Here is a 25567-nt window from a genome sequence, read left to right as displayed (position 1 = left end):
AGAGCCCCGTCAACAGCGGCGGCGTGCACCGAAGGGCGCAACAGCGTGGAGCACCCGGAGCCGCGCAGCGGGCCGGGTTGCAGCCCGTCGCGGCGGGGCTACAGGGCCGTGACGCCCCCCGTCACCCTGGAGCCGAGGCAAACGCCGCCGCGCACCCAAAGCGCGGCGACAATTGGAAGGTAGCCAAAGGCGGACCGACCGGACCGGCCAGATAGGCCGGGCCAAGCGTCAGCGATCGAACCGGCTCTGCCAACGAGACGACAGAGCCGGCTCGCTACGCGCTGCGCAGGCTCGCGCGAATCCACCACCAGCGAATGGATGCTTAACCCGACGTTGGATCAGGTCGATGATGCCCGCTGGCGCGTGCAGGTAAACATTCTACCGTCGCGTTCTGCCAAGCAGAATGCCAGGGTCTGGGACTTTCCTGCCGATCGCTACGGCTGCTGGGAACGACCGTTTACGCTGAAACCGGCCATTCTCGAGGTGCCGAAGACGGCTTCGACAAAGACTGCAACTGGGGCACCCGGCATTTCCATCTGCACCAGCAGCCGTTCTTCAGGTGGCCAATTCTGGCCGTTGGAGAATGAATATGGAAATGCCTGAAAACACACTCTCGTCCCCCAAGCGTCAGGTCTGGAATGCGGGGCGCACTGTCGGTGCGAAACGGGCGCTGAAGCCGAAGCAAATATGGGAGATCCGTTTCTACCTCAATTAGCGCCGCCGCTTGCGGGATCGAGCCCTTTTCGATCTGGCGATCGACAGCAAGCTACGCGGCTGCGACCTCGTGCAGATAAAAATCGGCGACATTGTCACCGGCGGACAGATTCGAACGCGTGCCATCGTGATGCAGCAGAAAACCGGTCGGCCGGTTCAATTCGAACTGCTCCCTGACGCCCGGGCCAGCCTGCTTGCATGGCTTGAACGCCGTGGCGGCACGGTAGACGACTATGTCTTTCCAAGTCGGGTTGATCGTAATGGGCACCTCAGCACCCGCCAGTATGCCCGGCTTGTCGATGAATGGGTGACAGGGGTCGGTCTGATGCGAAGCGAGTATGGCACGCACTCGCTTCGCCGAACCAAGGCGTCGATCATCTACAGGGCAACTGGCAACCTGCGCGCCGTCCAGATCCTTCTCGGTCATAGCAAGATCGAGAACACGGTGCGCTATCTCGGGATCGACGTGGAGGACGCGCTGGCCCTTGCCGAGAACACCGAAATCTGACCCGATGGCTCCTCGCCTCCGACGAGGGCCACTTCACGCGCTTGAGACCTTGCGGCCGTTCATAATTCATGGTGCCAACGACCGTTTCCGTCAGAGCCCGACATCGATCTTCCGTCCATTCCTCACATGTTCTTGAAACTTGCTCGATATTGCTGCGGCGTAACATTGAGCCGCCGCTGAAAGGCGCTACGCATCTGGTCCGGACTGGCGAAGCCGCAGTCGAAGGCGACAGCCTTGAGTGCCAGGTCCGTAGATTCGAGCAAGCTGCGAGCCTGATTGAGACGCACGCCCTCGACAAATTCATGCGGGGTCACATCCAGTTCGCGAACGAACAACCGCGCGATGCTGCGTGAGCTGACCCCAGCCAATTCGGCGAGGCGCTCAACGGGAAAGGCTTCCCGCACGTGGTCCATGACATAGGCTTGCACCTTGCCGAGCGGCGTCTGCGGGTCACTGGTCGATACCAGCAGCGGGCTGAACTGGGACTGCCCGCCCTGGCGCTGCGCCACCACCACCAACGCCTTGGCGCAGGCAAGCGAGATCGCCGGACCATGGTCTTCTCCCACCAGAGCAAGGCTAAGGTCGATGCCTGCGGTGACTCCTGCCGATGTCACAAGGCGATCGTCGCGGGCGTGGATACGATCGTGCTCAACCCGAGCCTTTGGAAAAAGGGTGGCGAGTTGGGCTGAGCAAAGCCAGTGTGTTGTGACCGTCCGCCCGTCGAGCAGCCCCGCGTGACCCAGCGCAAAGGCCCCGGTGCAGATTGAACCATATCGCCGGGCCTGGACGGCCCACGCGCGTAGCCAAGCCGACATCGCTTCGTCGGCGGCGCTGTCGGGCAGGTCCGGTCCTCCAGCAACCAGAACCGTATCAAAAAGGCCCTCGGCCTGCGCGAAGCTGAGGTCGGCGACCATCCACATGCCGTTCGAGCAGCGCACCGGCGTCGTGTCGCCCGCGACCAGCAGGCATTCGTAGCGATCCTCTTCCGGTAGGAAACGATTGGCCACGGCAAAGACGTCGAGTGGCCCGGCGACGTCGAGCGCCTGGACGCCCTCATAAATGACGAGAACAACGACTTTCTTTGCCATCAGATTCCTGATCCTTGCGCGGAATCACCGAACTCCTTCGGACGCCTGGAACGGTGATAGCCAGCCCCAGGCAGCTTATCACGCACGGTTGGCAGTTTCTACCGGTTCACCGTCATTGCTGCCAAACCGCATTCCTGCGATTGAGAAGGGGCAAGGCGCAAGGCGCGTTCAAGAGCCAACCCGAACGTCTTTCCCACTGCGGCAATGATCGTCGGCCAGGCCCGTTTACGGGGTTGGCGAAGTGTGTCCGCCATCCAAGGAGAAGACCCTATGACCGCCTCACCCTTCAACGGTATCACGATCCCCGACAGCGCGCTGGCCCGCGCCATCGCCGAATTCGTCCGCGATACTGAAACCGAACTGCTCTTCAACCACTCCTCGCGCGTGTTTTTCTTTGGCGCCATAGCAGGGCAGCAGCGCGGCCTGACCTTCAACCCCGAGCTGCTCTATGCGGCAACGATGTTCCACGACGTGGGCCTGATGCCCTCGCACAGCAGCGACCATCTGCGTTTCGAGGTTGATGGCGCCAACGCCGCGCGCGACTTCCTGCAAAGCTACAACCTTGACCCCGCCGACATCGAAAAGGTGTGGACCGGCATCGCGCTGCACACCACGCCCGGCGTTCCCGAATTCATGCATCCCGTCATCGCGCTGACCACAGCGGGCGTCGAGATGGACGTGCTGGGCCTGACTTACAACCAGTATCCCGATGCGGTGCGCGACGCGATGGTCGCCGCCTTCCCCCGCACGCCGGCCTTCAAGGAAGACATCATCCAGGCCTTCTACGACGGCATCAAGCACAAGCCCGACACCACCTTCGGCAATGTGAAGGCCGATGTGATCGCCGACAAAGAGCCGCATTTCCATCGCGGCAACTTCTGCTCGGTCATCCGCTGTTCGCGCTGGCACGGCTGACCCTTCCCCCAACATCATCACGCACATTTCAGGAGAACAACAATGACCATTTCCAACGCAATTCTCGTTCACGGCGCATGGGCTGACGGCTCCAGCTGGGCCAAGGTCATTCCGCTGCTCGCGGCCAAGGAAATGACGGTGACCGCCGTGCAACTGCCGCTGACTGGCTTTGACGACGATGTGGCGGCTGTAACCCGCGCGATCGACTTGGCCAATGGCGATGTGGTGCTGGTCGGGCACAGCTATGCCGGCGCCGTGATCGGTCAGGCAGGCAACGATCCCAAGGTGGCGCGCCTCGTCTACATCGACGCCTTTGCCCCCGATGCCGGTGAATCGGCCGGATCGCTGTTCGCCGGCTTCGCAGACGCCCCCCTTGGCGGCGAAATGCGCCCCGATGCGCAAGGATTTCTCAAGCTGACCCCGGCGGGCGTCTCCACCCTGTTCGCGCAGGATTTGCCAGAGGCCGAGCAGGCCATAGTCTATGCCACGCAAGGGCCGATCAACGGCGCTGCGCTGGGCGGCACGCTGACGCAGGCGGCATGGCGCACACGTCCGACTTTCTTTCTGATCGGTCAGGAAGATCAGGCGATCCTGAGCGATGAGCAGGAAAAGATGGCCACGCGGATGAACGCCACCATTGCCCGTGTCGCATCCAGCCATGTGCCAATGCTCTCACAGCCCGGTGTCGTTGCCGACTTCATCCTTCAGGCCGCCGCCTGACACCTGTCCCGGGAGCCATCTCATGAGCACTGCATCGAACACCATCAAGCTCCATGTCGAGGATCTCGGGACAGGCGCGCCGGCGCTGGTCTTCCTCCATTACTGGGGCGGTTCATCGCGGACATGGCGACATGTTACGCAGGCCTTGGCGCCTGCCTTTCGCACCATCGCGCTCGACCAGCGCGGCTGGGGCCAGTCGGACAAACCCCTTGCGGGCTACACGCTGGCCGATCTGGCCGATGACGCCCAAGGGCTGATCGAGAGCCTCGCCCTCGATCGGTATGTTCTGGTCGGCCACTCAATGGGGGGCAAGGTCGCGCAATTGCTGGCATCGCGCCGTCCGGCAGGGTTGGCGGGGCTGGTTTTGGTTGCACCTTCGCCGCCTTCCCCGCTCAACATGCCGCTTGACGTCAGGCAAGACATGGTGGGCGCCTATGACAGTCGCACCAGCATTGTGACCACGGTCGAGCAGGTGCTGACATCTACCCCGCTGAACCCCGACGATCTGGAAACAGTGGTCAGCGACAGCCTGCAAGGATCGACCGCAGCCAAGGCAGCCTGGCCGCTTGCCGCCAGTCAGGAAGACATCACCGCGCAGGTGGCCCTTATCCGCGTCCCCACCCTCGTCATCTCGGGCGAGAAGGACCGGGTCGATCCGCCCGCCGTGCTGCAGCAGGAACTGATGCCGCGCATCCCGCAGGCGACACTGTATACGCTGCCGGGGATCGGCCACCTCTCGCCGCTGGAGGCACCCGCCGATCTGGCGGCTCTCATCCAGAAATTCGCGGTGCCCCTGTCACAGCAACACTAAGCGCGTTCGTCCGCAGCCACAGCGCGGCGTCACCGCCCGTACAAGGAACTTCCCATGTTTGACACTCAGATCATCACCATCCCTATCCTGCCATTCGGCATGGTCAACGCCCATCTCATCCGCAGCGAGGCAGGCTGTATCCTGATCGACGCGGGCATTCCGGGGTCGGAACGCAAGATCGGCAAGGCTCTGGCACAGCATGGATTGTCATTCCCCGACATCAAGCTGATCGTCGTGACGCACGCCCACACCGATCATGCCGGCAGCGCGGCCGCCCTGCGCCGCCTGTCTGGCGCGCCCATTCTGGCCCATCAGGACGATGCGGATTTCTACAGCCGCAAGGAACCGATGACCTATTGCACGACAAGCTGGGTCGGCAAGCTGTTCCTGAAAACGCCGGTTCCACATGAACCTTACGACGGCTTCGTGCCCGATATCATGATGACCAACGGCGACACGTTCAATCTCCTCGACTTCGGGGTCGATGGCATCGTGCGGCACACCGGCGGCCATACACCCGGCTCGATCGCAGTGGAGCTGGCATCGGACGATATGATGGTCGGCGACCTGATCGCTTCGGGCATCCTGATCGGCGGCATGATGCGCAAGGCGCGCGCGATTCGCCCCCCGTTCGAGGACGATCCCGCCACCGTATCGCGCGAGCTGATCCGCATGGTCGAGAGCGGCGGCAAGCGCTTCCACATGGGCCACGGTGGGCCGCTGGAGGTTCCCGAAGTCATGCGCCACGCCCGCGCCTTGGCCAGGCTGGGGGGCGATCCCTGTGCTTCGGGCCAATGCCACCATGCACATTGAACCACCAACCCGCCGGACGAAACCGGCCAGGCTAAGGATATATTCCATGAAACCAACTGATCTTCCCTCGCTCAACCACTTGCGCGCCGTCACTGCTCCAGAAGGCGCGCCGCCCTTCCATGTCGGCATCATCATCGGTCCGGGATTTGTGCCGATGGACATGGTGGGCGTGCAGACCGTGCTTGGCCTGATGCCGGGGGTCGAAATCCATCTGCTCTGGAAGACGCAGGATCTGGTCGAGGGTTTTCCCAACTGGTGGACAAAGCCGACGACGACCTTCGCGGACTGTCCTCAGACACTCGATGTCCTGGCCATCCCGATGCTGGCCCCTGAGGTCCAGAACGATCCCGAGGTGATTGCCTTTGTCGCGGACAAGGCAAAATCGGCGGGTTACGTGATTGGCATTTGCAATGGAGTGCTGGTGCTGGGCGCGGCGGGCGTGCTCAAGGGGCGCAATGTCACGGCCAGTCATAACGCCCTGCCGATCCTTGATAAGTTGGGGGTCCGCGAGGTAATCCCGGCCGGCAACGGCGTGACCATCGACGGCAACCTCTTCACTGCCGGCCCCGGCGTCGGCAGCTTCGAAGCGGCGTTCCTGGTTGTCGAGGCGGCGTTCGGCCGGACCGCGGCTCAGTTGGCCGAAGTCATCATCGAATACGATCCGCACCCCATTTACGGCATGGGCATTCCGGCCAATGCCGATCCGGCCCTGGTCGCGCAGTTCGAAGCCATCATGGAACCTCTCGTCGCCGATTACCGCAAGGGCTCAATCGACAGTTTCGAAGCAATGTCTGTCTAACGGGACGTCAGAGACGTCATCGATGGTGGAATGTCTGTGACCCCGGCACGACCGGCGTCGGAGACATTCGATCCTGCCGACGCCGGCGGCCTCAACCCGACAGCCTCATCATCTGCGGACGACTGCTCTTTTCAGGAGCGGTCGTTCACCCCGCCGATGGGTAATGGCTTGAACTGGTCGACAACGGCCGCCTCTAGCTGCCAATCTGCCAGCCCACGCTCTACGATCCGCTGTGCCCAAATTTCGGGCGCAGGATTTTCGCGCCGTCGCGCAGTTGATCGAGATGATCGGACCAGTGCTGCATCATACGCACCCGTTCCTCCCAATATTGGCCCCGTGCATAGGCCCGGCGAATAGAGTTTCCATCAGCGTGGGCAAGCTGACGCTCGATGGCGTCCGGATTCCAGCAGCCCATTTCGTTGAGCAGCGTGGCTGCCAAGGCGCGGAACCCATGACCGGTCATTTCCTCCTTGCCATACCCCAGCCGCCGGAGCGCTGCGTTGATTGTGTTATCGGACATGGGCCGATCAACGGCGCGCAAGGAGGGGAACAGAAACGGGCTGTAAGCGGAGTCGTGTTCAATCTCCGCCAGTATCGCCAGCACCTGCCTGGTGAGCGGCACAGCATGAGGGCGGCGCATCTTCATCTTGTGCCCTGGGATGGTCCACACGCGCTTTTCGAGGTCGAATTCGGACCACTCCGCCCAGCGTAATTCGCCGGGTCGAACGAAGACATGCGCAAGCATCCGCAACGCCGTTCGGGTCAGGGGGTGCCCGTCATAGTCGTCGATGGTGCGTAGCAGCGCACCCGCTTCAACAGGCGTCGTGATTGCGGCCCGATGGGCGGTCTTGGGCGTGATCAGCGCACCGCGTAGATCCGAGGCGATATCGCGCTCGGTCCGCGCGGTCGCTATGGCATATCTGAAAACCTGGCTGGATGCTGTCCGTGCTCGATTGGCGGTGTCGTAACGCTTCGTGGCTTCGATCTTCTTGAGTGCTAGCAGCAATTCATGCGCCGAGATTTCACCGATCGGGCGCCTTCCAATCGCCGGGTAAAGCTTCGCCAGGAGCCAACGCGCTTTCTTCACGGTCATCGGCGCGGCGCCTTCGGCGACTATCTTGTCGAGCCATTCCTTGGCCACCGCCTCGAAAGTATGCGTAGCCGCCAGCGATCTGGCGATCTTTTCGAGCTTGGCGTGTTCGACGGGGTCAATCCCCTTGGCAAGCAGCCGGCGCGCATCTAGCAGTCGCTCCCGGGCCTCTCCGAGCAGCAGTTCGGGCCAGCGACCGAAAGTTATGGTTCTCTGTCTGCCATGAATGCGGTAATTCATGCGCCAGACGCGGCCACCGCTTGGTTCAACCAGCAGATAGAGGCCGTCGCGATCGCTTAGCTTGTAAGGTTTATCCTTGGGCTTCGCACGCGACACCCATGCCGCCGTAAGCCCGGATTTCTGCCGTTTTTCGCTCGACATGATGGTATGTCCCCATCCTGATATCGGGGCCTACCATCAACTCGTCCATCATACGGGTGAGATTGGATGAAACGGCCCTCGACTGACGGAGCCATAATAGCAGATAAAAGTGCTGAAAAACAGCCGCTTACAGGACGTCTTCAGACGCTCTGGGAGGCTGCGATGGAGGCCCGAGCCGGAATCGAACCGGCGTAAACGGATTTGCAGTCCGGTGCGTCACCACTCCGCCATCGGGCCTCTCTTCGCGCGGCCCCTAACAAGGGCCACGGGTGGGAGAGGGGCGGTTAGCTGAGAGCGGCGCGCATCGCAACGGGATTCTTTGGCCCAGGCCGGGATTATCCCCGGCCGTGCACGTCTGCTTCGCCAAGACCTTGGTCTTGGGGTGTTTCCGCCCGGCCCTTGAAACCTTGCGCGATCACGTACCACTCCGAGGAATCCTTGCGGCTGGCCGGCGGCTTGGCATGCTTCACGCTGGAAAAGTTGCGCTTGAGGATTGTCAGCAGATCGCCGTCGGTACCCCCGGCAAAGACCTTGGCGACGAATGCCCCGCCCGGCGCCAGGGTATGGATGGCAAAGTCCACCGCCGTCTCCACCAGCCCCATGGTGCGCAAGTGGTCGGTCTGCTTGTGGCCCACGGTGTTGGCGGCCATGTCGGACAGCACGAGGTCGGGCGGCCCGTCGAGCGCGCCTTCGAGCGCGGCCGGGGCTTCGTCGGCCATGAAGTCCATCTCGAAGATGGTCACGCCCTCGATCGGTTCGGTGGGCAAAAGATCGATCCCCACGACACGGGCCTGCGGCGCCTTCTTGCGCACCACCTGGCTCCATCCGCCAGGCGCAATGCCAAGGTCGACCACGCGCTGCCGCCCCTTGAGCAGGGCGAAGCGCTCGTCCAGTTCGATCAGCTTGAACGCGGCGCGGCTGCGCCAGCCGTCGGCCTTGGCCTGCTTCACATAAGGATCGTTGATCTGGCGCGAGAGCCACCGGGCCGAAGACGCGGTGCGCTTCTTGGCAGTTTTCAGGCGCTCGTGCGGGTCCTTGCCGGAACGGCTCATAGGATGACTCCGGAACGGCTCATAGATTTGCTCCGCTATTCAGTTGGCGCAAGGCCTCGCGGCTGCGCACGGCATCGCCGCCGGTCGCCATGAGGGAGCGCAGGATGCCTTCGCGGATGCCGCGATCGGCAATACCCAGCCGGTCGGCTGGCCAGATGTCGAAGATGGTTTCCAGAATCGCGCAGCCGGCCACCACCAGGTCCGAGCGTTCGCGCCCGATGCAAGGCACGGCGATCCGCTCGGCCGGGGACAGGTGGGCCAGCTTCTGGCTGATGGCGCGCATCGATTGGGTGGGCACGATCAGCCCATCGACCGCGCGCCGGTCATATTGCGGCAGCCCGAGGTGCAGGCTGGCCAGCGTGGTCACCGTGCCGCTGGTGCCCAGCAGGCGAATGGCGCCATCGGCGAGGGCCTGGGCACGAGTGGGCGCGATGCGTTCGATGAACGGGGCAAAGCCCTCGGCCACGCGCGCGCGCATCTCGGCATAGGCGGCGGCGCGCGCGGCGGGGTTGTCGGCAATCGGCCCCACGCCCTCGGTCAGCGAGACCACGCCCCAGGGCACGCTTTGCCAATCCAGGATGCGCGGCACCGGATCGGCCGGATCGACCAGGACCATTTCGGTCGATCCGCCGCCGATGTCGAAGATCATCGCCGGGCCATCGCCATGTTCGAGCAGGATATGACAGCCGAGCACGGCCAGCCGGGCTTCTTCCTGCGCGGTGATGATGTTGAGCCGGATGCCGGTCTCGCGATGAACCCGTTCGATGAATTCGGCACCGTTGCTGGCGCGGCGGCAGGCCTCGGTCGCCACCGAACGCGCCAGATGTACATTGCGCTTCTTGAGCTTTTCGGCGCAGACATGCAGCGCGGCAAGCGCACGATCCATCGCCGCATCGGAAAGGCGGCCGGATTGTGCCAGCCCCTCGCCCAGCCGCACCACCCGGCTGAAGGCATCGATCACCACGAAATGGCCACCTGCAGGGCGAGCGATCAACAGGCGGCAATTGTTGGTGCCAAGGTCGATCGCGGCATAGGCCTGGCGATGAAACGGCACCGGCTTGTGCCAGGCGCGCGCGCCTGCACCGCCCAGTGCGGACCCCGGCTGCGGCGCAAACACCGATTCCGGCGCCAACTGTGGCACCATCACATGCGGCGCCGCAGCATTCGCTTCCGCCTCGGGCAAGAGATCGGGGGCAAGCGCGTCTGGCGCGGCAATGTCCACGCCCAGGGGCGCCGGTGCGGTCTGCGCAGCAACTGGGGCAGCGCCGTTGCCGATCGCCTTGCGGTTGCCCTTGCGCGCGGCAACACGGGCGCGGCCCCGCCCACGGGCCTTGCTTTTGGACTTTGCCGGTACGGCGCCTTGCGCCGCGCTATGGCCGGCCGGTGTGACGGTGGGCGACTGACCGGCGGCATCGGGCACGGGCGCGGCCTTGCGCGGCCCTCGCTGCCTCTTCCGTCCGCCGGATCGCGGCCCTCGTCCCCTGGCCGGCGGAGTGGATTCCGCCATGATGCAAATTCGCTTATGTTTTCCCGCCCGCATCGGTGCCGGTCGGGTACTTGATCGTCACCGTAGCGTCATGGCGCCCGCCCGGCAAGGTTCGCCCCGGAAGCCGCTCTGGCAGCCGGCTCGTGGCGGTGAAAAAGTGGGTTGACGCTCTGAAATGGCCCGCCTAGAGGGGCGCCTCCCGATGCCCCGTCGTCTAAAGGTAAGACTACGGACTCTGACTCCGTCAATCGAGGTTCGAATCCTCGCGGGGCATCCAGGATCTTCAGAAATTTTACGATTTTTCAGCAATTTGGCTGATTTGTCCGTTTTCTGCCCCCACATTCTACCCCACAATGCGTGAGCAGTGCGGCTGATCTTGAAACAAAGTTGAAGGCCATTCCAGGCCACAGGATGCGAATGGGCGTCGCCCACGCTGTACCTTATGATCTCCTCGACTATCGAGATACAGGCGATATTGAGCACAGCGCAAATCGCAGCCCATATGCCTTCCCGCCCTTGCGGTTCCTGTCCTAGCCGCGTCCGACACTACTTCAATGCAGCGCTAGGCGGCGTGGACAAATTTGAGCCAGTATCTGGCGGTGGCGATATGGACCATGCCGCCTAGCAGTTCTGATTCCGATGTATCGGCATGACCGGCCTGCAAAATTCGAATCGCATCCCAGCGGGGCGACGCATCCCGGCCCGGCTATGCGATGCTGATGCTGTTTTGCGCTGTTCAGGCAGTGTGCTGGAAGCCAGCGAAGCGCCGCCCATGCCGGTCTCGGCTTGCCGGCATCGGCATCGATGAGATCCGCCGTGGACGACTTCGCCTTCTCCCGCAAACGCCCCCTTGCTGCTGCGGCCCCTAAAAATCTATTTGCCGAAAACTTACCGGGCCAGAATCGACTGGGCGGCGATCGCCACCTGGGTGCGGTTGCGCACGTTGAGCTTGCGCATCAGGGCGGTCATATGGGCCTTCACGGTTTTTTCCGCGATGCCCAGGTCATAGGCGATCTGTTTGTTGAGCTGGCCGGAGCGCACGCCCTGCATCACTTTGAACTGGGTGGGGGTCAGGCGGACGGCAGGCGCCTCTGACAGGCGCTGTGCCGGCTGGTCCGGGCCACTGGTAGGGGCAAAGTCGCTCACCGTTGTCTCTCCCTATCGCCTACCGTTGCGGCATCTGCCGCGCGTCTGCCATGCTCGGACCAGCATTGCGAAGTCCAAGATCGGTTAGACAGCTTTTTGATATTATGCCGGAGTTATTCCGTCAATACACGATTTAATGCTGAAATTAACGCATATCTGTTATACAACTTTCGGAGAACAATCACAGGCAGCCAGCGCCGTGGCGCGAGAGGAGAGCAGGATGGGCCATCACGGATCGGGGCAAGGAACGCGCGGGCAAAGTACCTCGACACGGGCGGCGGTAGCGCAATGAGCGAGGATCTGCGCCTGGTCCTGGCCGCCCTTCTCGGCATTGGCTTAGCCATCGCCCTGATCGTGCGCGGGCGGTTCCATCCCTTCCTCGCCCTGCTCAGCGGCGCCTTTGCCGTGGGCATCGCGGTCGGCATGCCCATGGCCGAAACCGCCAAGGCCGTGCAGAAGGGCGCAGGCGATGTGCTCGGCGGCACCGGTCTGGTCGTCGCGCTGGGATTGTCGCTTGGCGCCATGCTGCAATTGTCCGACGGGGCGGGCGCACTGGCGCGCAGCGCGCTGCGCCATGGGCCGCCAGTCTTGGCCCCGTGGCTGAGCATGGCGGTGGCGCTGCTGATCGGCCTGCCGCTGTTCTTTGAAACCGGGGTGGTGCTGCTGCTGCCGATCGCGGCAGCGGCGGCTGCGGCAATGACCGGCACGGACGATGCCGGCACCACGCGGCTGCGCCTGCTGCTGCCGGCGCTGGCCGGCCTGTCCACGTTGCACGCCCTGGTGCCGCCCCATCCCGGCCCGCTGCTGGCGGTGGACGCGCTGCATGCCAGCCTGCCGCGCACCATGCTCTATGGCCTGCTGATCGGCGTGCCCACGGCGATCGTCTCTGGCCCGCTGTTCGCGCTGTGGATCGCACGCCGGGTGCGGCCCGATGCCCCGGTGATGACGCCCGCCGCGCCGCTGGTCGCCGCGCCCGGCGTGGGCCGTGCGCTGCTCTGCGTGCTGCTGCCGGTGGCGCTGATCGCGGCAGGGCAGGTTGCCGCCGTGGCGCCGCCCGCTCTGGCCCCGCATCTCGTCTGGCTCGGCTTGGCCAGCAATCCGGTGCTCGCGCTGGTTCTCGCCAACCTCGTCGCGCTGCCGCTGCTGTTCGGCCGGGGTTTCAGCGCCCCGGCGATCCAGGGCGCAATCTGGAAGGAAGCGATGGCCCCGGCCGGTGCGATCATCCTGGCGATCGGCGCGGGCGGCGCGCTCAAGCAAGTGCTGGTCTCGGCAGGCCTTGCCGATTTCCTGGCCCATCTCGCCGCCCACGGCGGCATTCCCGCACTGCCCATGGCCTGGGCCGTGGCGGTGTGCATTCGCCTTGCCACCGGATCAGCCACGGTGGCCACGATCACCGCCGCCGGCATCATGCCCGGGGTGGTCGCCGCCACCGGAGCCTCGCCGGAATTGACCGTGCTTGCCATTGGCGCAGGCTCGGTGTTCTTCTCCCACGTCAACGATCCGGGGTTCTGGCTGGTGCGCAGCTATCTCGGCACCAGCACGCCCGATACGTTCCGCACCTGGTCGGTGCTGGAAACGCTGATTTCGGTGGTGGGCCTGGTGCTGGTGCTGGCCGCCGGCTGGCTCGTCTGAAGAAGGGGAGGACCATGCACGAGGAACGCCTGGCCGATCGCGCCTATGCCGGGATCGTCGAACTGATCAACACCGACGATCTCCAGATCGGCGATCGCCTGCCCTCCGAAACGCGCCTGGCGGAAATGTTCGGCATGTCGCGCACCGTGGTGCGCGAGGCACTGGTCCGCCTGGCTTCCGACGGGTTTACCGAGGCGCGGCGCGGCGCCGGCTCGTTCGTCAAGCGGCGCCCGTCCGAACGGCTGGGCAGCCACCTGCCGATGCAGAACCTTGCCGCCACCATGGGCAGCTATGAAGTGCGCCTGGTGCTCGAAGCCGAAGCCGCACGCCTCGCCGCGCAGCGCCGCTCGGCCGAGCAGATGCTGGTGATCGAGCGCGCGATGGACTCACTACGCACCGCCTTGCAAGCGAGCGGCCCGGCTCACGTGGAAGACATGGAACTGCACCGCGCCATTTTCGAAGCGACGGCCAACCCGATCTTCGTCTCCAGCTTCGATCACATGCACGACGAAATCGACCGCATTCTGCGTGCCGGGGTGGATATCTCGCGCTCCCGCCCGCCCGCCGCGATCAACGCCATGATCGAGGAGCACGAACTGGTCGTCGACGCCATCCGCGCCCAGGATGGCGATGCCGCCGCGCTCGCGATGCGCTGGCACCTGTGGCAAGGGCGCAAGCGGCTGATGCCCTGAGCGCAGGAAATCCCGAAAAGTTAAGACCATGGTCGCGCCTGCCCAGGCGGACGGCAGCGGCTATCCCGGCCGGATCGGGTGAGGAGACGAACGCAATGCCACGGCAGGCCTGGATGATCGGATCAAGCATTCTGGCGACCATCGCGCTCGCCCCAACCGTGGCGCAGGCCAAAGGGCCATCGGTGTTCGACCAGGCGCCCGGCGATGCCCAGGCGATCACCGTGCACGCGCAGGGCGATGGCAAGGCCGACGATACCGCCGCGATCCAGCAGGCGCTGGACCAGGCCGGGGCGCGGGGCGAGGGCGTGGTGTTCCTGCCCAGCGGGCGCTATCGCATCAGCCGCTCGCTGTTCCTCTGGCCAGGCCTGCGCCTGATCGGCACGGGCAAGACCCGGCCCGTGCTGATGCTGGGCGATGCCACGCCGGGCTTCCAGCAGGGCTTGGCGACCATGGTGATCTTCACCGGACGCGGACCAAAGGGAAGCCCCACGGCCGGAGACGGCAAAGTGCCGTTTCCTCCGCCCGACGCGGTGCCGTTCAATCCGGCCATCGCCGATGCCAATTCCGATGCGTTCTATTCGGCCATGGCCAATATCGACATTGCCATCGGCGCGGGTAATCCGGCGGCGGTGGGCGTGCGCTTCCACGCCGCGCAGCATGCCTATCTGCGGCACATGGATTTTCAGGTCGGTTCGGGCCTGGCCGGTGCCTACCAGGTGGGCAACATGGCGCAGGACGTGCATTTCCACGGCGGCCGCTATGGCATCCTGAGCGAAAAGACCTCTCCCGCCTGGCCGTTCACGCTGCTCGACGCCACGTTCGATGGCCAGCGCGAGGCCGCCATTCGCGAGCACGAGGCAGGCCTCACCCTGGTCAACGTGGCGCTGCGCAATGTGCCGGTGGGGATCGCCATCGACGAGGGCTATGGCGACTGGCTGTGGGGCAAGAACGTGCGCTTTGAAAACGTCAGCCAGGCTGGTGTGCTCATCGCCAACGCCGGCAACGCCTATACCCAGATCGGCTTCGACAATGCCGTGGCCAGCCGCACCCCGGTCTTCGCCCGCTTTCGCGAAAGCGGCAAGACCGTGGCCGGCGCCGCGCCGATATACCGGGTGAAGAGCTTCAGCCACGGTCTCACCCTGCCCGGCCTGGGCCTGCCCGGCACGTATGAAACGCGCATGGACCAAGCCGCGCTTGCCGCCCTGCCCCGGCCCGGTGTCCCCGCGATCCGCCCCCTGCCCGCGCCGGCGCAATGGTCCAACGTGCGCACACTGGGGGTCAGCGGCGATGGCCGGACCGACGACACCGCCGCCCTGCAACGCGCGATCGCCACGCACCGCGTGCTCTATTTCCCGATCGGCCGCTACCTCGTCACCGATACGCTGGCCCTGCGGCCCGATAGCGTGCTGATCGGGCTCCACCCCGATCTCACCCAGATCGTGCTGCCCGATGGCACGCCCGCGTTCCAGGGCGTGGGCGCCCCGCGCGCGCTGGTCCTGGCGCCAGCCGGGGGGAACGCCATCGTCACCGGCCTGGGCCTGTTCACCGGCGGCATCAACCCGCGCGCCACCGCGCTATTATGGCAATCGGGCACCAATTCGCTGGTGGAAGACGTAAAATTCCAGGGCGGCCACGGCACTCTGGCGGCCGACGGCACCCGCTTCGATCCCTACAACGACACCCACACCGCCGACAAGGACCCGCGCCGGCGCTGGGGCGGCCAATATCCCAGCTTGTGGGTCAATGCGGGCGGTGGCGGCACCTTCGCCAATATTTGGACTCCGAACACTTATGCCCAGGCCGGCATGATCGTGTCCGACACGCAGACGCCCGGCCATGTCTACCAGATTTCGACCGAGCACCATGTCCGCACCGAATTTGGCCTCACCCGCGTGGCCAACTGGGAATTCCTGGCGCCACAGACCGAGGAGGAAGCCGGCGAGAGCCCGGACGCGGTCTCGTTCGACATCCGCGAATCCCGCAATATCCTGATCGCCAACCTCCACGCCTATCGCGTCACCCGTTCGCGCCAGCCGGCGCGGGCCGCCGTGCGGATCGAGCGTTCGGGCGATATTCGCCTGCGCAACGTGCACGTGAACGCCGAAAGCGGCTTTGCCACCTGCGATGAAAACGGCTGCGCCACGTTCCTGCGCGCCAGCAAGTTTCCATTCGAAAACGCGCTGCTCGACGTGACGCACGGCCTGGAAGTGCGCGAGCGCGAATTTGCCGTGCTCGACGTACCCGCCAATCCCGTTGTGCCAGCGGCGACGAAGGTGCCGGTGACCAAACTCGCCGACGGCTTCTTCTCCGCCAGCGGCGGCGTGGTCGATGCGCAGGGCAAGCTCTATTTCATCGATCATTTCCAGCAGCGCATTCACGGCTGGAGCGAGACCGAAGGGCTGACCACCGAACGCGATTCCCCGCTCGATCCGGTCAACCTGGCGATGGACCGGGCGGGCAACCTGATCGTGCTCTCCGCGCTCGGCCGCAACGGCACAGTCTATGCGTTCAAACCCGGCACATCAGCGCAGGCGCTGACGGTGATCCCGCCCACCGCCGCCGCCATGACACCGGCCCCCGACCGGCTCACCGCCCTGCCCGGCAACCTCTGGGTCAACGGTGAGTTTCGCAGCCAGCTCGATCCGGCGACCTACCGCTTCACCACCCTGGCAGAGATGTTCGCCCGCGATGTGGCGCTGCCAAAGGCGCAGGAATATGTCTCGCTCGACGGCAGCCTTGCCATCCCCGCCTATCGCGTGTTCCAACAAGGCCCGGCCGACCATCTCGGCTGGCGCTTTTCCGATACGCTCGATGCCTATGGCCTGGTTACCGCCAGGCCCGACGCGCGGGTATTCCTGAGCAACGAGTCAGAAGACCGGACCTATTCCGCCCGCCTCGGCGCGGGCGGCGCGGTGACAGACCTGCAACCCTTTGCCGATCGCGGCGGGGAAAGTGTGGCATCAGGGCCAGACGGACGCGTCTACATCGCCAATGGCCAAGTCTTCGTCTACGACGCAGCAGGCCGCCCGATCGACCGGATCGACGTGCCCGAACGCCCCCTGCAATTGCTGTTCGGCGGCAAGGACGGGCGCACGCTCTATATCCTCACCCACCACGCCCTCTTTGCCGCGCGTCCCTGAGAGAACTGAACCCGCAAGCGAGCTGCAACGCTACAATGCGCGTAGCAACTAAGCCGCGAGGCGCTGGGCGATCCAGGCCAGGATCGCGTCGGCAAGCCGATCCTGGCCCTGCGTGGAATCGAGAGTAAGCGCCGGCTCATCCGCACCGGGTCGCTCCAGCGTGTCCAACTGGCTATCGAGCAGGCTCGGCGGCATGTAGTGCCCTGGCCTGTTGCCCATGCGCCGGGCCAACTCCGCCAAGGGCGCATCGAGCAGGGCAAAGGCGATCGGCTCGGCTGTCGCGGCAGCCAGCCGCTCGCGATAGGCGCGCTTGAGCGCGGAACAGGCCGCAACCACCACGCCGCCTTGCCGCACCGCCTGGCCCATCGCTGCGCCCAGGTGATCGAGCCAGGGCCAGCGGTCCGCATCGGTCAGGGCGATACCCTCGCGCATCTTGGCGACGTTCGCCGCCGAATGGAATCCATCGCCTTCCAGGAATGGGCAGCCCAGCCGCGCCGCCAGCGCCGCGCCCAGTGTCGATTTGCCGCTGCCGCTCACGCCCATCACCACGATGGCCAGCGGCGCCACGCTGCGGCTTGCAATCTTGCCCGACACGTTCCTGTCCTTCCTGCTTTGCCGTCTCCGCACGGCGCGCGCCGCCCGGGTTGCATGACAGCCATGTCAACAGCGTCCTTAGCCGCGTCGGCGGCGCCCGCCCAATTAGGACCATGGTCGCGGCTGCGCCAGGCGCTGCGCGGCCCTATGCCCTCACCACGAGGAAACCCGGCTGCCAGCGCCAGGACCACGCACAAGATTGTTAGCGGTACCAAGCCAGGCTGGGGCAGTGCCACCGGCCAAGGGACTATCCATGGGGGAGATTTCGATGACCACCACGCCCATTGCCCAGTCGACCAGCAGGCCACTGCGCACCGCCCTTGCCAAAGGCAGCGCACTCCTGGCGCTGGCCTGGGCCTGCCCGGTGCTGGCGCAAGAGGCCGCGCCGGCCGCTTTGCCCGAAACCCCTGCCCCGGCACCGGCGCCCGCGCCCAGCACCGGGGAGATCGTCGTCACCGGCTCGCGCATCACCTCCAGCGGCTTCAGCGCGCCCACCCCCACCCAGGTGCTCAGCGCGGCAGTGATCGCCAAGAGCGCGCAGCCCAACATCTTTACCACGATCGCCCAGTTGCCCTCGCTCCAGGGCAGCACCGGTGCGACGTATGGCACCAACAGCACGTCCAGCGGCACCCAGGGGCTTAGCTCGTTCAGCCTGCGCGGCCTTGGGCCGATTCGCACGCTCACCTTGCTCGACGGGCAGCGCGTGGTCGGCGCCAATGTCACCGGCGTGCCCGATATCAGCCTGTTCCCGCAGTTGCTGGTCGAGCGGGTGGACGTAGTCACCGGTGGCGCCTCGGCGTCCTATGGTTCGGACGCGGTGGGCGGCGTGGTCAACTTTGTCACCAACACCCACTTCGAAGGGTTCAAGGCCAACGCGCAAAACGGCATCACGACTTATGGTGACGATTACAACTACACGTTCCAGGCCGCAGCCGGGAAATCCTTCATGGATGGCCGTCTGCACGTGGTGGTCAGCGGCGAATACAGCCATGAGAATGGCATCCCCGCCTATGGTTTCGGCGAAGGCCCCGGCCCCAACGGGCGCGACTGGTACGAGACCGAAACGCTCATCAACACCGGGCTGCACACCGATGGCACGCCGCAATACCGCAACAGCAAGCATGCCCAAGCCTATCAATACACAAAGTATGGCCTGATCACCGCCGGCCCGCTCCAAGGGATTGCCTTCGACCAGAGCGGCAAGCCGTTCATCTTCGTCTACGGCTCCAATGGCGTGCCGGACAAGAACGCCGCGGGCACCGTAACCGGCTGCAACAACGGCTTCTGCGTGGGCGGCGATCTTTCCGGCAACGTTGGCAATGGCACCAGCTTGCAATCGGAAATCACCCGCACCAATGGCTATGGCCGCATCGGCTTCGATATCGATCCCGACAACGAGGTCTATGCCACGGTCAACGTGGCGCGCGTCACTTCCAACAACACGCCCAATCCGGGCGCGGCCAAGGCGAATTCCCTCACCCTGCAGTGCTCCAACCCGTTCGTGCCCACCTCGATCCAGGATCTGTGCGCGGCCAACGGCATCACCAGCTTCAAGTATGGCGTCAGCAACGCGGTGCTGCCCAAGTTCATCAACGTCAATCCGGTGCGCCAGCAGTACCGCTTCGTCGCCGGGGCCAAGGGCAAGATTCCGTTCCTGGGCAGCGACCTGCACTATGACGCCTATGTCGAGCATGGCGAAAACATCACCGACATCACCGTCAGCAACATCACGCTCAACGCCCGCTACAACGCGGCGATTCAGGCGGTGCGCCTGGATGACGGCACCATCGCCTGCGCCGATGCGGCCGCCCGCGCCAGCGGCTGCGTGCCGCTCAACATCATCGGCGGCGCCACCCCCAGCGCGGCGACGCTGGCCTATATCACCCCGGCCCACGGCCCGCACCAGCATACCCGCCAGACCCAGGACGTGGCCAGCATCGCGTTCAACAACCAGCCCTTTTCCACCTGGGCCGGCCCGGTTTCGCTGGCATTCGGCGGGGAGTGGCGCCACGAATTCTACCGCGTGAAAGGCGATCCCTATGGCAACGGGGTCACCGCCAGCAATCCCAACACCGCCGATTATCCGGCCGATCCGCTGCTAAACACCGCCGGCAACAACTGGTACGCGGGCAACTATCACGATGGCAGCGGCAAGTATTCGGTCTACGAAGGCTTCCTTGAAGCGAACTTGCCGCTGGTCGATACGCCCGGCGCGGGCAAAGCCAATCTCAACCTGGCGGGCCGCGCCACGCATTACAGCACCTCGGGCACGGTCTACACCTGGAAGGTCGGCGGCACCTGGCAGACGCCGGTGGACGGCATCCGCCTGCGCGCGGTGACCTCGCGCGACGTGCGGGCGCCCAATCTCAGCGAGCTCTATGCCGCGCCGATCACGGTCACCGTGCCGGGGCTGACCAACCCGTTCAACAACAACCAGCCCGTCACGGTGCAGCAGAACACGATCGGCAACACGGCGCTCAAGCCGGAAATCGCGCGCAACACCGAGGCTGGCATCGTACTGTCACGCCCCGGCTGGGCGCCGGGGCTCAACCTCTCGGTCGATTACTATCGCATCAAGGTGAAAGGCGTAGTGTCTTCGCTCAGCGCGCAGCAGGAAGTGAACTACTGCTATGGCGGGGTGACGCAACTGTGCAGCGCCTTCGATCTCAATGCCGCCACGCCCTATGTCAACGTGCAGGCGTTCAACCTCGCATCGATCTTCACCGACGGTTTCGATATCGAGGCCAGCTACCAGTTCCGGCTCGACAGCCTCGAGCTGCCCGGCAACCTGACCTTGCGCGCGCTGGCCACCAATGTGCGCAACTACATCACTGATATCGGCCTGCCCAACACTATTCCCACCCAGGGGGCCGGCGTCAACGCCGGGGCCACGCCCAAGTGGAAAGTGCTCGCCACGGAAAGTTGGGATACCGATACGTTCAGCCTGACCTTCACCCAGCGCTGGTTCAGCGCGGGCAAGATCAGCAACGAATACATCGAATGCCAGACCAATTGCCCGGTGCAGACCGCGCAACAGGCGACGCTCCACCCTACGATCGACAACAACCGCATGCCCGGTGCGTTCTATTTCGACGTGGGCGCCACCTACAACGTGACCAAGGCGATCACCGCCTATGCCAAAGTGGACAACCTGTTCAACCACGATCCTGCCGGATCGCCGCAGACCAACACCGGGATCGACGTGAACCCGCTGCTCTACGATGTCATCGGGCGGATGTATCGTATCGGCGTGCGCGCCAGCTTCTGACCAGCCCCTCCCTCACCGCCGGTCCCGCTCCCAGGGACCGGCGGTCCTTTTTGCCCGGTGTTGCCACAGGCCTATCCATTCCCGCCGAGCAGGAACGCGATATAGCCGATACTCTGGCCATGCTAGGCGGCGCATCTGACAGGGCGCGGCCCTAAGTGCATCTGGGCTTTGGCTCCGATGGCGCGATCTGAATTGATGTCGGCGAACCGCGTCCGACCATGAAAGCTGGTTCGTAAAAGTCTCCGCGCGCACGGATTCGGCCACTTTGCCCCCCCAACGGTTCGACCGGCCCGCGCTGCACAGGCTGGCGTGCATCCGCGATCCGTGAATGGATGCGTAATCCCATGTTGTGCGAGGTAAGCGACAGCCCCTAACGTCCGCGCGGCAAATACCGATCCACACCGCGCCGGTCGAGGTGAAGATTCACCCCACTTTAATATGTTTCGAGCAGCTTCTCTCGATGGCAATTTTTTACGCCGCGCTCGGGAAGATATACCGCATTGCGTTGCGCGTATCGCGGGCCGGCAGCACGTCCAATGCGACGTTGCTTACCGTGCTAATATGCCTTTCCGTGTTGACCTCGGTGCTGATCGTCAATGTCCTTGTCCGTAATGCCGACGAGCATGCCGATCAACTGGCCGCGATCTCGATTTCCGGGGCCATCGACCGCGAACGTTCGCGCATCAGCAACGAAACATTCATCAATGCCCACTGGAATGATGCCTATGCCCATGCCTATGGCACCATGGACGATCCCTGGATCGTGTCGCAATGGGGCACGCCGATCGGCTTGGGATATGTGATCGATGCTAGCGGGCACACGTTGTTCGCGCATCTTCCCACGGGGCACGAGCCTCCTCTGGCCGATCTGATCGGGCCCGACACGCTCCAGGCCTTGCTTGCCCGCGTTCCGCCGAACGAGGCCGCCGTCAGGAAGCGCGGCGATGCGACGGTGCTGATCGGCAAGGCCGGCAAGACCCCGGCGTTGATCGCGTTTTCGCCGATCGTGCGAGAACACGGCCCGGCAACCCTCGACCGATCCACGTATCGCATCTTTGTCGATATACGCCTGCTCGATGCCAAATTGCTGGACGAATGGGGCAAAGGCTTTGGGTTGCGGCAGCTCCGCTGGTCGCCAGATGACACCCTCGCACCGGACGAAGCCTCGACGCAGGTGCGGGATTGGTCGGGCGCGGTGATCGGCACGATTGCCTGGAAGCGCCTTGCTCCCGGGTCTTTGGCCGTTCGCGAATTGCTACCGGTGATCATCTTGTGCATTGTGCTGTTTCTGGCTGTCGCCGCCATTATCGCGCGCCGCATTCACAGTCTCAATCATGAACTCACGGTCCAGTCGCTCAGCGCCATCGAAGCTGGCCGACAGGAGCGCGAGGCGCGGCTGCTGGCCGACAGCGACGAGCTCACCGGGCTATACAACCGGCGGCGTTTCCATGCCGATCTGGAAAGCGCGGCGATCCCGGCCAATCTCCATGCCCTGACCGTAGGGTTGATCGATCTCGATCGCTTCAAACCGATCAACGATACGTTCGGGCACCTGGTAGGAGACCGCGTGCTGGTAGAGGTAGCCCGCTTGCTTCACGATACGGCGGGGGCCAGCGCCAGGCTCTATCGCGTGGGCGGGGACGAGTTCGCGATGATCGCGCGGCTGGATGGGAAAGCCGCGCTGGAGCTCGCGGAGCGGATATGCGCGGTCGTCGCCGCGCCAATGCGCATTTGCGATCGCCAGATCAGCGTGGGGGTGTCGATCGGGCTTGGTACTTTCGTCGACCCCGAGCTCGGACCGGTCGATCTTGCCAAGCGTGCAGACCATGCGCTCTACCATGCCAAGCGGGAAAAGCCCGGACGGGCCGTTCAATTCAACCTTGAGCTGGAACACCGGCTGCTGGACGATCACGTTATTGAAGCCGAATTGCACGCAAGCGAATTCGAAAACGAATTGCATTTCGACGTGCAGCCGATTGTTTCGATGAAATCGGGCGCCGTGGTGGGCGGCGAACTCTTGGCGCGCTGGACGAGCGCGCGCCTCGGCGCGGTCGAGCCGCAGCGCTTTATCGAAATAGCCGAACGCAGCACTCTGATCCATGTGGTGACGCGAAAGGCCATGCGTCACGCGCTAGAGCTGCTGGAGGTTCTGCCACCTGAAAAGACACTCTCGATCAACGTATCGGCCTGCGATCTACATTGCGTCGACACGGTCGATGCGATGCTCGCCATGGTCCGCAAATCGTCTGTCGATCCGCACCGCCTGTGTATCGAGGTGACTGAGACGGCGATGATGCGCAACCTTGACGTGGCGATCACGGCCCTCCAGCGGTTTCGCGCGATCGGCATACAGGTTGCGCTGGACGATTTTGGCACTGGCTATTCCAGCCTGAGCAATCTCCACCGCCTGCCGCTTGACAAGGTAAAGCTTGATCGCAGCTTTGCCCTTAATTTTGACAACCGCTACAGCATATCGATCATCGATGCGGTCGTCACCTTGTGCCATTCGCTTGGGCTGGCCTGTATCGTGGAAGGGGTGGAGACCGCCTCGCAGGCCATCAAGCTGCAAAACATCGGTGGCGACCTCATGCAGGGCTACCTGTTCAGCTATCCACTGCATTCAAAAGTTTTTGTCGCGTTTGCCGCGCATTGGTCAGCGCAGAGCGAAGCGGCTCGCCCGCGCATAGCCGGGTAACTCGCCAGATCTCCCACCCTGCCCGCCGCGCCATGTCGCCGCCTCAGTTTCGTTGGCAAAGGTTGATTGAAGATTCGTCGGTTGATGCCAAGCGGCGTTTGGCTGACGGATTAGACTGCCGGACGAAGAGCAGGCGATAATCTCGGAATTACGGCCAGCTGGAAAAGGGGCTGCCGCACAGCGCAGGATAACCAGCGGTATTCAACAGCATGTTGCGGATTTTAGCATTCTGTTGCCGGGCGGCGCCGGCCCATGTGCTGGTCAGGGCCAGCCGCCAGGGCCTGCGCCTCCGCCACCAAGGGAATGCGGCGGCTCTCGTTGGTCTTGGTGCGCTTGGCCGACAGACTCCAGACCTCACCCTCGATTTCATCGCTGGTGGCAAGCCGCACTTCGCTGGTGCGGGCAAGGGTCAGCATCAGGAAGCGCAACGCCCGTGCGGCTGTCGTGGCGAGCGTGCCCAACCACTGATAGAACTTGGGCGCCTCGGCATAAGGCAGGGCGGGAATGTGTTCGGTCTCGTGGCACTGCTTACCCAGCAGAGCGCATGCCTTGAGACAGGCCTGGAGATCGACGGCGAGCCCGAGCGCGGCAGCGTGGGTAAAGGTCAGACGCCTTGGCCGCCGCTTCAGGCTTGGTATGCCAGATCGGCGCCAGCAAGTCGCGCAGGGCGTGCTGGTCGATGTCCTCGATCGCGCGATCTCCGATCTTGGGAATGACATGGACGGTGAGCGGGGACAGCCAGCGCCCGGCCGCGCCAGCGCCTTTGAGCTGGGCCTTGCGCGCTTCGAAACAGCTGGCGATCGCCTGGGCGACCGTCAGGCGCGCGATCACCCGGTTCTGCTGGCAGCAGGTTTCGATCGGGCACTGCCCGGCGCTCAAGGTGGCGCGGGCCGCGGCGGCTCTGGCATCGGCCATGGAAACATCGGGCCAAGGCCCAAGTCCCATTTCGCAGCGGCGGCCCTTGAGGAAGTAGCGCAGCACCCACTTGCCCCTGGCCCGTTCAAGCTTGTGCAGCCACAGGCCCGCACCGTCACCATAGTGGCCGGGTGGCGCATTGCGCGCGGCGACGTGCGAGAGGATGTGCTGCTTTACCGATCCTTTCCTCAGCGGGGAAAAAAGGGGTGGTTTCAATCCCCCGTCTGCCCCCCGTTTTGCGTGCAGTGGGAGGATACACGATGGGTTGCGGTGAGGCAAGAAATGGCTGTTTTCAGCCATTTGGCGATTTTGTGAGCAGCCCTGCGAGGGGTGCTCGCACGGTCGAGAAGACTCGAACAAGCGTTCAACCCATTTATTTTAAAAGACTATTTTTCAAATGGGAAAATTCAGTCCCCCGTCTAGTCCCCCGTTCTCCGGACCCTGCATTTTGCTACGCAGCCAGTGCAGCTGTTCCCATCGCGCGCAAAGGCCCGCGAACGGGTTAGCACGTGAACGTGTCTTACGTGAGGAACGTAATTTTGGCTCCGTAGCGGCGCACGGCGGGTACGTAGGTCCACAACGGGCTGTGCTCCTTCGAGCCAGCCCTGCCATAGCATCATAGATGGCAGGGCTGGCGACTTGCCCAGCTAATTAAGCCACTACTGTGGGCGCGATCTGTACGCCTTCACAATTATTCCCGTCGCCCGCAGCGCCGCAGCGGCCAACTGGTCATTGCTTTGAACACCCGGCGCGCATGCAACGCGCGGCATCGCGTTGCAGACCGAAGCAGGTCCATGGCCCGACGTGTCAGTGCTGCTCGATGGTCACGTGTCGCAAAGACTCGATGCCGTTGAGGCGATCCCGCAAGACTGGAGTAGCAAGTGGCGCACCCAGCGTGCGCACACTTATAATCGCCGCGTGCGCGTCAGGGCCGATGCGCCAAACGTGAAGGTCGGTCAGTTGAACATCGCCCGCGGCGTTCATCTTTGCGCGAACAGCGGAAGCTATGCCGCCGTGCGTGCGGTCCAACAACACTGCTGCGGTATCCTGCATCAGTGTCCAGGCCCACCGCGCAATGACCAGACCACCCACGATGCCCATGACTGGA

19 protein-coding genes, 2 tRNA genes and 2 pseudogenes are annotated in these 25567 nt (G+C 64.1%); 13 read left to right on the top strand and 10 right to left on the bottom strand.

Annotation, left to right across the window (positions count from 1 at the left end; all coding sequences use genetic code 11):
* Nucleotides 1-318 precede the first annotated feature (318 nt).
* Nucleotides 319-603, top strand: a complete 285-nt coding sequence (locus tag FHT19_RS23870; RefSeq protein ID WP_169477077.1) for a hypothetical protein — start codon at nt 319-321, stop codon at nt 601-603.
* Nucleotides 590-1222 (top strand): annotated as a pseudogene (locus tag FHT19_RS23865) (tyrosine-type recombinase/integrase). The gene FHT19_RS23870 and the pseudogene FHT19_RS23865 overlap by 14 nt, the downstream one beginning before the upstream one ends.
* Nucleotides 1223-1344: 122 nt before the next feature.
* Here the strand turns inward: FHT19_RS23865 and FHT19_RS23860 are convergent.
* Nucleotides 1345-2310, bottom strand: coding sequence for a GlxA family transcriptional regulator (locus tag FHT19_RS23860; RefSeq protein ID WP_169477076.1), 966 nt, complete (start codon nt 2308-2310; stop codon nt 1345-1347).
* 204 nt (nt 2311-2514) lie between these two features.
* On the opposite strand from FHT19_RS23860, the gene FHT19_RS23855 reads away from it, so the two are divergent.
* The 5 genes from FHT19_RS23855 to FHT19_RS23835 are packed head-to-tail and all read left to right on the top strand — an operon-like array spanning nt 2515 to nt 6368.
* Nucleotides 2515-3225 (top strand): HD domain-containing protein, encoded by a 711-nt coding sequence (locus tag FHT19_RS23855; RefSeq protein ID WP_248290635.1) that lies wholly within the window; start codon nt 2515-2517, stop codon nt 3223-3225.
* A gap of 42 nt (nt 3226-3267) precedes the next feature.
* Complete coding sequence (locus FHT19_RS23850) at nt 3268-3945, top strand: alpha/beta hydrolase (RefSeq protein ID WP_169477075.1); 678 nt, start codon at nt 3268-3270, stop codon at nt 3943-3945.
* Nucleotides 3946-3967: 22 nt separating this feature from the next.
* The gene (locus FHT19_RS23845; protein ID WP_169477074.1) at nt 3968-4756 is read left to right on the top strand and encodes an alpha/beta hydrolase; all 789 of its coding nucleotides are present in this window, start codon (nt 3968-3970) and stop codon (nt 4754-4756) included.
* 54 nt (nt 4757-4810) lie between these two features.
* A complete protein-coding gene (locus tag FHT19_RS23840; RefSeq protein ID WP_169477073.1) occupies nt 4811-5569 on the top strand; it encodes an MBL fold metallo-hydrolase in 759 nt (252 codons plus the stop codon).
* A gap of 46 nt (nt 5570-5615) precedes the next feature.
* On the top strand, nt 5616-6368 hold the full coding sequence (locus tag FHT19_RS23835) for a DJ-1/PfpI family protein (RefSeq protein ID WP_169477072.1): 753 nt from the start codon (nt 5616-5618) through the stop codon (nt 6366-6368).
* Between the two features lie 220 nt (nt 6369-6588).
* Here FHT19_RS23835 and FHT19_RS23830 read toward each other — a convergent pair whose 3' ends face one another.
* The 4 genes from FHT19_RS23830 to FHT19_RS23815 all read right to left on the bottom strand — a co-directional run bounded on the left by FHT19_RS23830 (nt 6589) and on the right by FHT19_RS23815 (nt 10035).
* On the bottom strand, nt 6589-7839 hold the full coding sequence (locus tag FHT19_RS23830) for an integrase arm-type DNA-binding domain-containing protein (RefSeq protein WP_169477071.1): 1251 nt from the start codon (nt 7837-7839) through the stop codon (nt 6589-6591).
* Between the two features lie 163 nt (nt 7840-8002).
* Nucleotides 8003-8076: transfer RNA gene (locus FHT19_RS23825), tRNA-Cys, on the bottom strand.
* Between the two features lie 98 nt (nt 8077-8174).
* Complete coding sequence (locus FHT19_RS23820; protein WP_168558034.1) at nt 8175-8891, bottom strand: RlmE family RNA methyltransferase; 717 nt, start codon at nt 8889-8891, stop codon at nt 8175-8177.
* Between the two features lie 19 nt (nt 8892-8910).
* The gene (locus tag FHT19_RS23815) at nt 8911-10035 is read right to left on the bottom strand and encodes a Ppx/GppA phosphatase family protein (RefSeq protein ID WP_168558039.1); all 1125 of its coding nucleotides are present in this window, start codon (nt 10033-10035) and stop codon (nt 8911-8913) included.
* Nucleotides 10036-10580: 545 nt separating this feature from the next.
* Here FHT19_RS23815 and FHT19_RS23810 point away from each other — a divergent pair.
* Nucleotides 10581-10654: transfer RNA gene (locus FHT19_RS23810), tRNA-Gln, on the top strand.
* A gap of 611 nt (nt 10655-11265) precedes the next feature.
* Here FHT19_RS23810 and FHT19_RS23805 read toward each other — a convergent pair.
* Nucleotides 11266-11475: a LuxR C-terminal-related transcriptional regulator gene (locus FHT19_RS23805; RefSeq protein WP_210425824.1), complete on the bottom strand. Its 210-nt coding sequence runs from the start codon at nt 11473-11475 to the stop codon at nt 11266-11268.
* A 336-nt stretch (nt 11476-11811) separates the two neighbouring features.
* Between FHT19_RS23805 and FHT19_RS23800 the strand changes: the two genes are divergently transcribed.
* The 3 genes from FHT19_RS23800 (at nt 11812) to FHT19_RS23790 (ending at nt 16987) form a co-directional block, all read left to right on the top strand.
* Nucleotides 11812-13155, top strand: coding sequence for a gluconate:H+ symporter (locus tag FHT19_RS23800; RefSeq protein ID WP_169477070.1), 1344 nt, complete (start codon nt 11812-11814; stop codon nt 13153-13155).
* A gap of 14 nt (nt 13156-13169) precedes the next feature.
* The gene (locus FHT19_RS23795; protein ID WP_168558031.1) at nt 13170-13847 is read left to right on the top strand and encodes an FCD domain-containing protein; all 678 of its coding nucleotides are present in this window, start codon (nt 13170-13172) and stop codon (nt 13845-13847) included.
* 113 nt (nt 13848-13960) lie between these two features.
* Nucleotides 13961-16987 carry a glycosyl hydrolase family 28-related protein gene (locus FHT19_RS23790; RefSeq protein WP_169477069.1) on the top strand — a complete coding sequence of 1009 codons (3027 nt, stop codon included), beginning with the start codon at nt 13961-13963 and terminating at the stop codon, nt 16985-16987.
* Between the two features lie 48 nt (nt 16988-17035).
* Here FHT19_RS23790 and FHT19_RS23785 read toward each other — a convergent pair whose 3' ends face one another.
* Nucleotides 17036-17530, bottom strand: a complete 495-nt coding sequence (locus FHT19_RS23785; protein ID WP_169477084.1) for a gluconokinase — start codon at nt 17528-17530, stop codon at nt 17036-17038.
* A gap of 319 nt (nt 17531-17849) precedes the next feature.
* Here FHT19_RS23785 and FHT19_RS23780 point away from each other — a divergent pair, with 319 nt between their 5' ends.
* Together FHT19_RS23780 and FHT19_RS23775 are read left to right on the top strand one after the other, a co-directional pair.
* The gene (locus tag FHT19_RS23780; protein WP_168558029.1) at nt 17850-20849 is read left to right on the top strand and encodes a TonB-dependent receptor; all 3000 of its coding nucleotides are present in this window, start codon (nt 17850-17852) and stop codon (nt 20847-20849) included.
* A 460-nt stretch (nt 20850-21309) separates the two neighbouring features.
* Nucleotides 21310-23544 carry an EAL domain-containing protein gene (locus FHT19_RS23775; protein WP_169477068.1) on the top strand — a complete coding sequence of 745 codons (2235 nt, stop codon included), beginning with the start codon at nt 21310-21312 and terminating at the stop codon, nt 23542-23544.
* A gap of 221 nt (nt 23545-23765) precedes the next feature.
* Here the strand turns inward: FHT19_RS23775 and FHT19_RS23770 are convergent, their stop codons facing one another.
* The 3 genes and pseudogenes from FHT19_RS23770 to FHT19_RS23760 form a co-directional block, all read right to left on the bottom strand.
* Entirely contained in the window at nt 23766-23960 is a 195-nt protein-coding gene (locus FHT19_RS23770) for a hypothetical protein (RefSeq protein ID WP_169477067.1), read from the bottom strand.
* A 112-nt stretch (nt 23961-24072) separates the two neighbouring features.
* Nucleotides 24073-24675 carry an integrase arm-type DNA-binding domain-containing protein gene (locus FHT19_RS23765; protein ID WP_169477066.1) on the bottom strand — a complete coding sequence of 201 codons (603 nt, stop codon included), beginning with the start codon at nt 24673-24675 and terminating at the stop codon, nt 24073-24075.
* 591 nt (nt 24676-25266) lie between these two features.
* A pseudogene (locus FHT19_RS23760) lies at nt 25267-25567 on the bottom strand (cation transporter); the annotation flags it as partial.

Origin of the sequence: Novosphingobium sp. SG919 (assembly GCF_012932495.1) — a bacterium.
Classification (GTDB): Bacteria; Pseudomonadota; Alphaproteobacteria; order Sphingomonadales; family Sphingomonadaceae; genus Novosphingobium; species Novosphingobium rhizosphaerae.
The sequence above is the reverse complement of the archived record's forward strand: the minus strand, read 5'-3'. Positions and strand labels throughout refer to the sequence as shown.

Bases quoted from the DNA above. Each gene is read 5' to 3' on its own strand.
- FHT19_RS23870 (WP_169477077.1), top strand. From the start codon at position 319: ATGCTTAACCCGACGTTGGATCAGGTCGATGATGCCCGCTGGCGCGTG.
- FHT19_RS23860 (WP_169477076.1), bottom strand. From the start codon at position 2,310: ATGGCAAAGAAAGTCGTTGTTCTCGTCATTTATGAGGGCGTCCAGGCG.
- FHT19_RS23855 (WP_248290635.1), top strand. From the start codon at position 2,515: ATGATCGTCGGCCAGGCCCGTTTACGGGGTTGGCGAAGTGTGTCCGCC.
- FHT19_RS23850 (WP_169477075.1), top strand. From the start codon at position 3,268: ATGACCATTTCCAACGCAATTCTCGTTCACGGCGCATGGGCTGACGGC.
- FHT19_RS23845 (WP_169477074.1), top strand. From the start codon at position 3,968: ATGAGCACTGCATCGAACACCATCAAGCTCCATGTCGAGGATCTCGGG.
- FHT19_RS23840 (WP_169477073.1), top strand. From the start codon at position 4,811: ATGTTTGACACTCAGATCATCACCATCCCTATCCTGCCATTCGGCATG.
- FHT19_RS23835 (WP_169477072.1), top strand. From the start codon at position 5,616: ATGAAACCAACTGATCTTCCCTCGCTCAACCACTTGCGCGCCGTCACT.
- FHT19_RS23830 (WP_169477071.1), bottom strand. From the start codon at position 7,839: ATGTCGAGCGAAAAACGGCAGAAATCCGGGCTTACGGCGGCATGGGTG.
- FHT19_RS23820 (WP_168558034.1), bottom strand. From the start codon at position 8,891: ATGAGCCGTTCCGGCAAGGACCCGCACGAGCGCCTGAAAACTGCCAAG.
- FHT19_RS23815 (WP_168558039.1), bottom strand. From the start codon at position 10,035: ATGGTGCCACAGTTGGCGCCGGAATCGGTGTTTGCGCCGCAGCCGGGG.
- FHT19_RS23800 (WP_169477070.1), top strand. From the start codon at position 11,812: ATGAGCGAGGATCTGCGCCTGGTCCTGGCCGCCCTTCTCGGCATTGGC.
- FHT19_RS23795 (WP_168558031.1), top strand. From the start codon at position 13,170: ATGCACGAGGAACGCCTGGCCGATCGCGCCTATGCCGGGATCGTCGAA.
- FHT19_RS23790 (WP_169477069.1), top strand. From the start codon at position 13,961: ATGATCGGATCAAGCATTCTGGCGACCATCGCGCTCGCCCCAACCGTG.
- FHT19_RS23785 (WP_169477084.1), bottom strand. From the start codon at position 17,530: ATGGGCGTGAGCGGCAGCGGCAAATCGACACTGGGCGCGGCGCTGGCG.
- FHT19_RS23780 (WP_168558029.1), top strand. From the start codon at position 17,850: ATGACCACCACGCCCATTGCCCAGTCGACCAGCAGGCCACTGCGCACC.
- FHT19_RS23775 (WP_169477068.1), top strand. From the start codon at position 21,310: ATGGCAATTTTTTACGCCGCGCTCGGGAAGATATACCGCATTGCGTTG.
- FHT19_RS23770 (WP_169477067.1), bottom strand. From the start codon at position 23,960: ATGCTGACCCTTGCCCGCACCAGCGAAGTGCGGCTTGCCACCAGCGAT.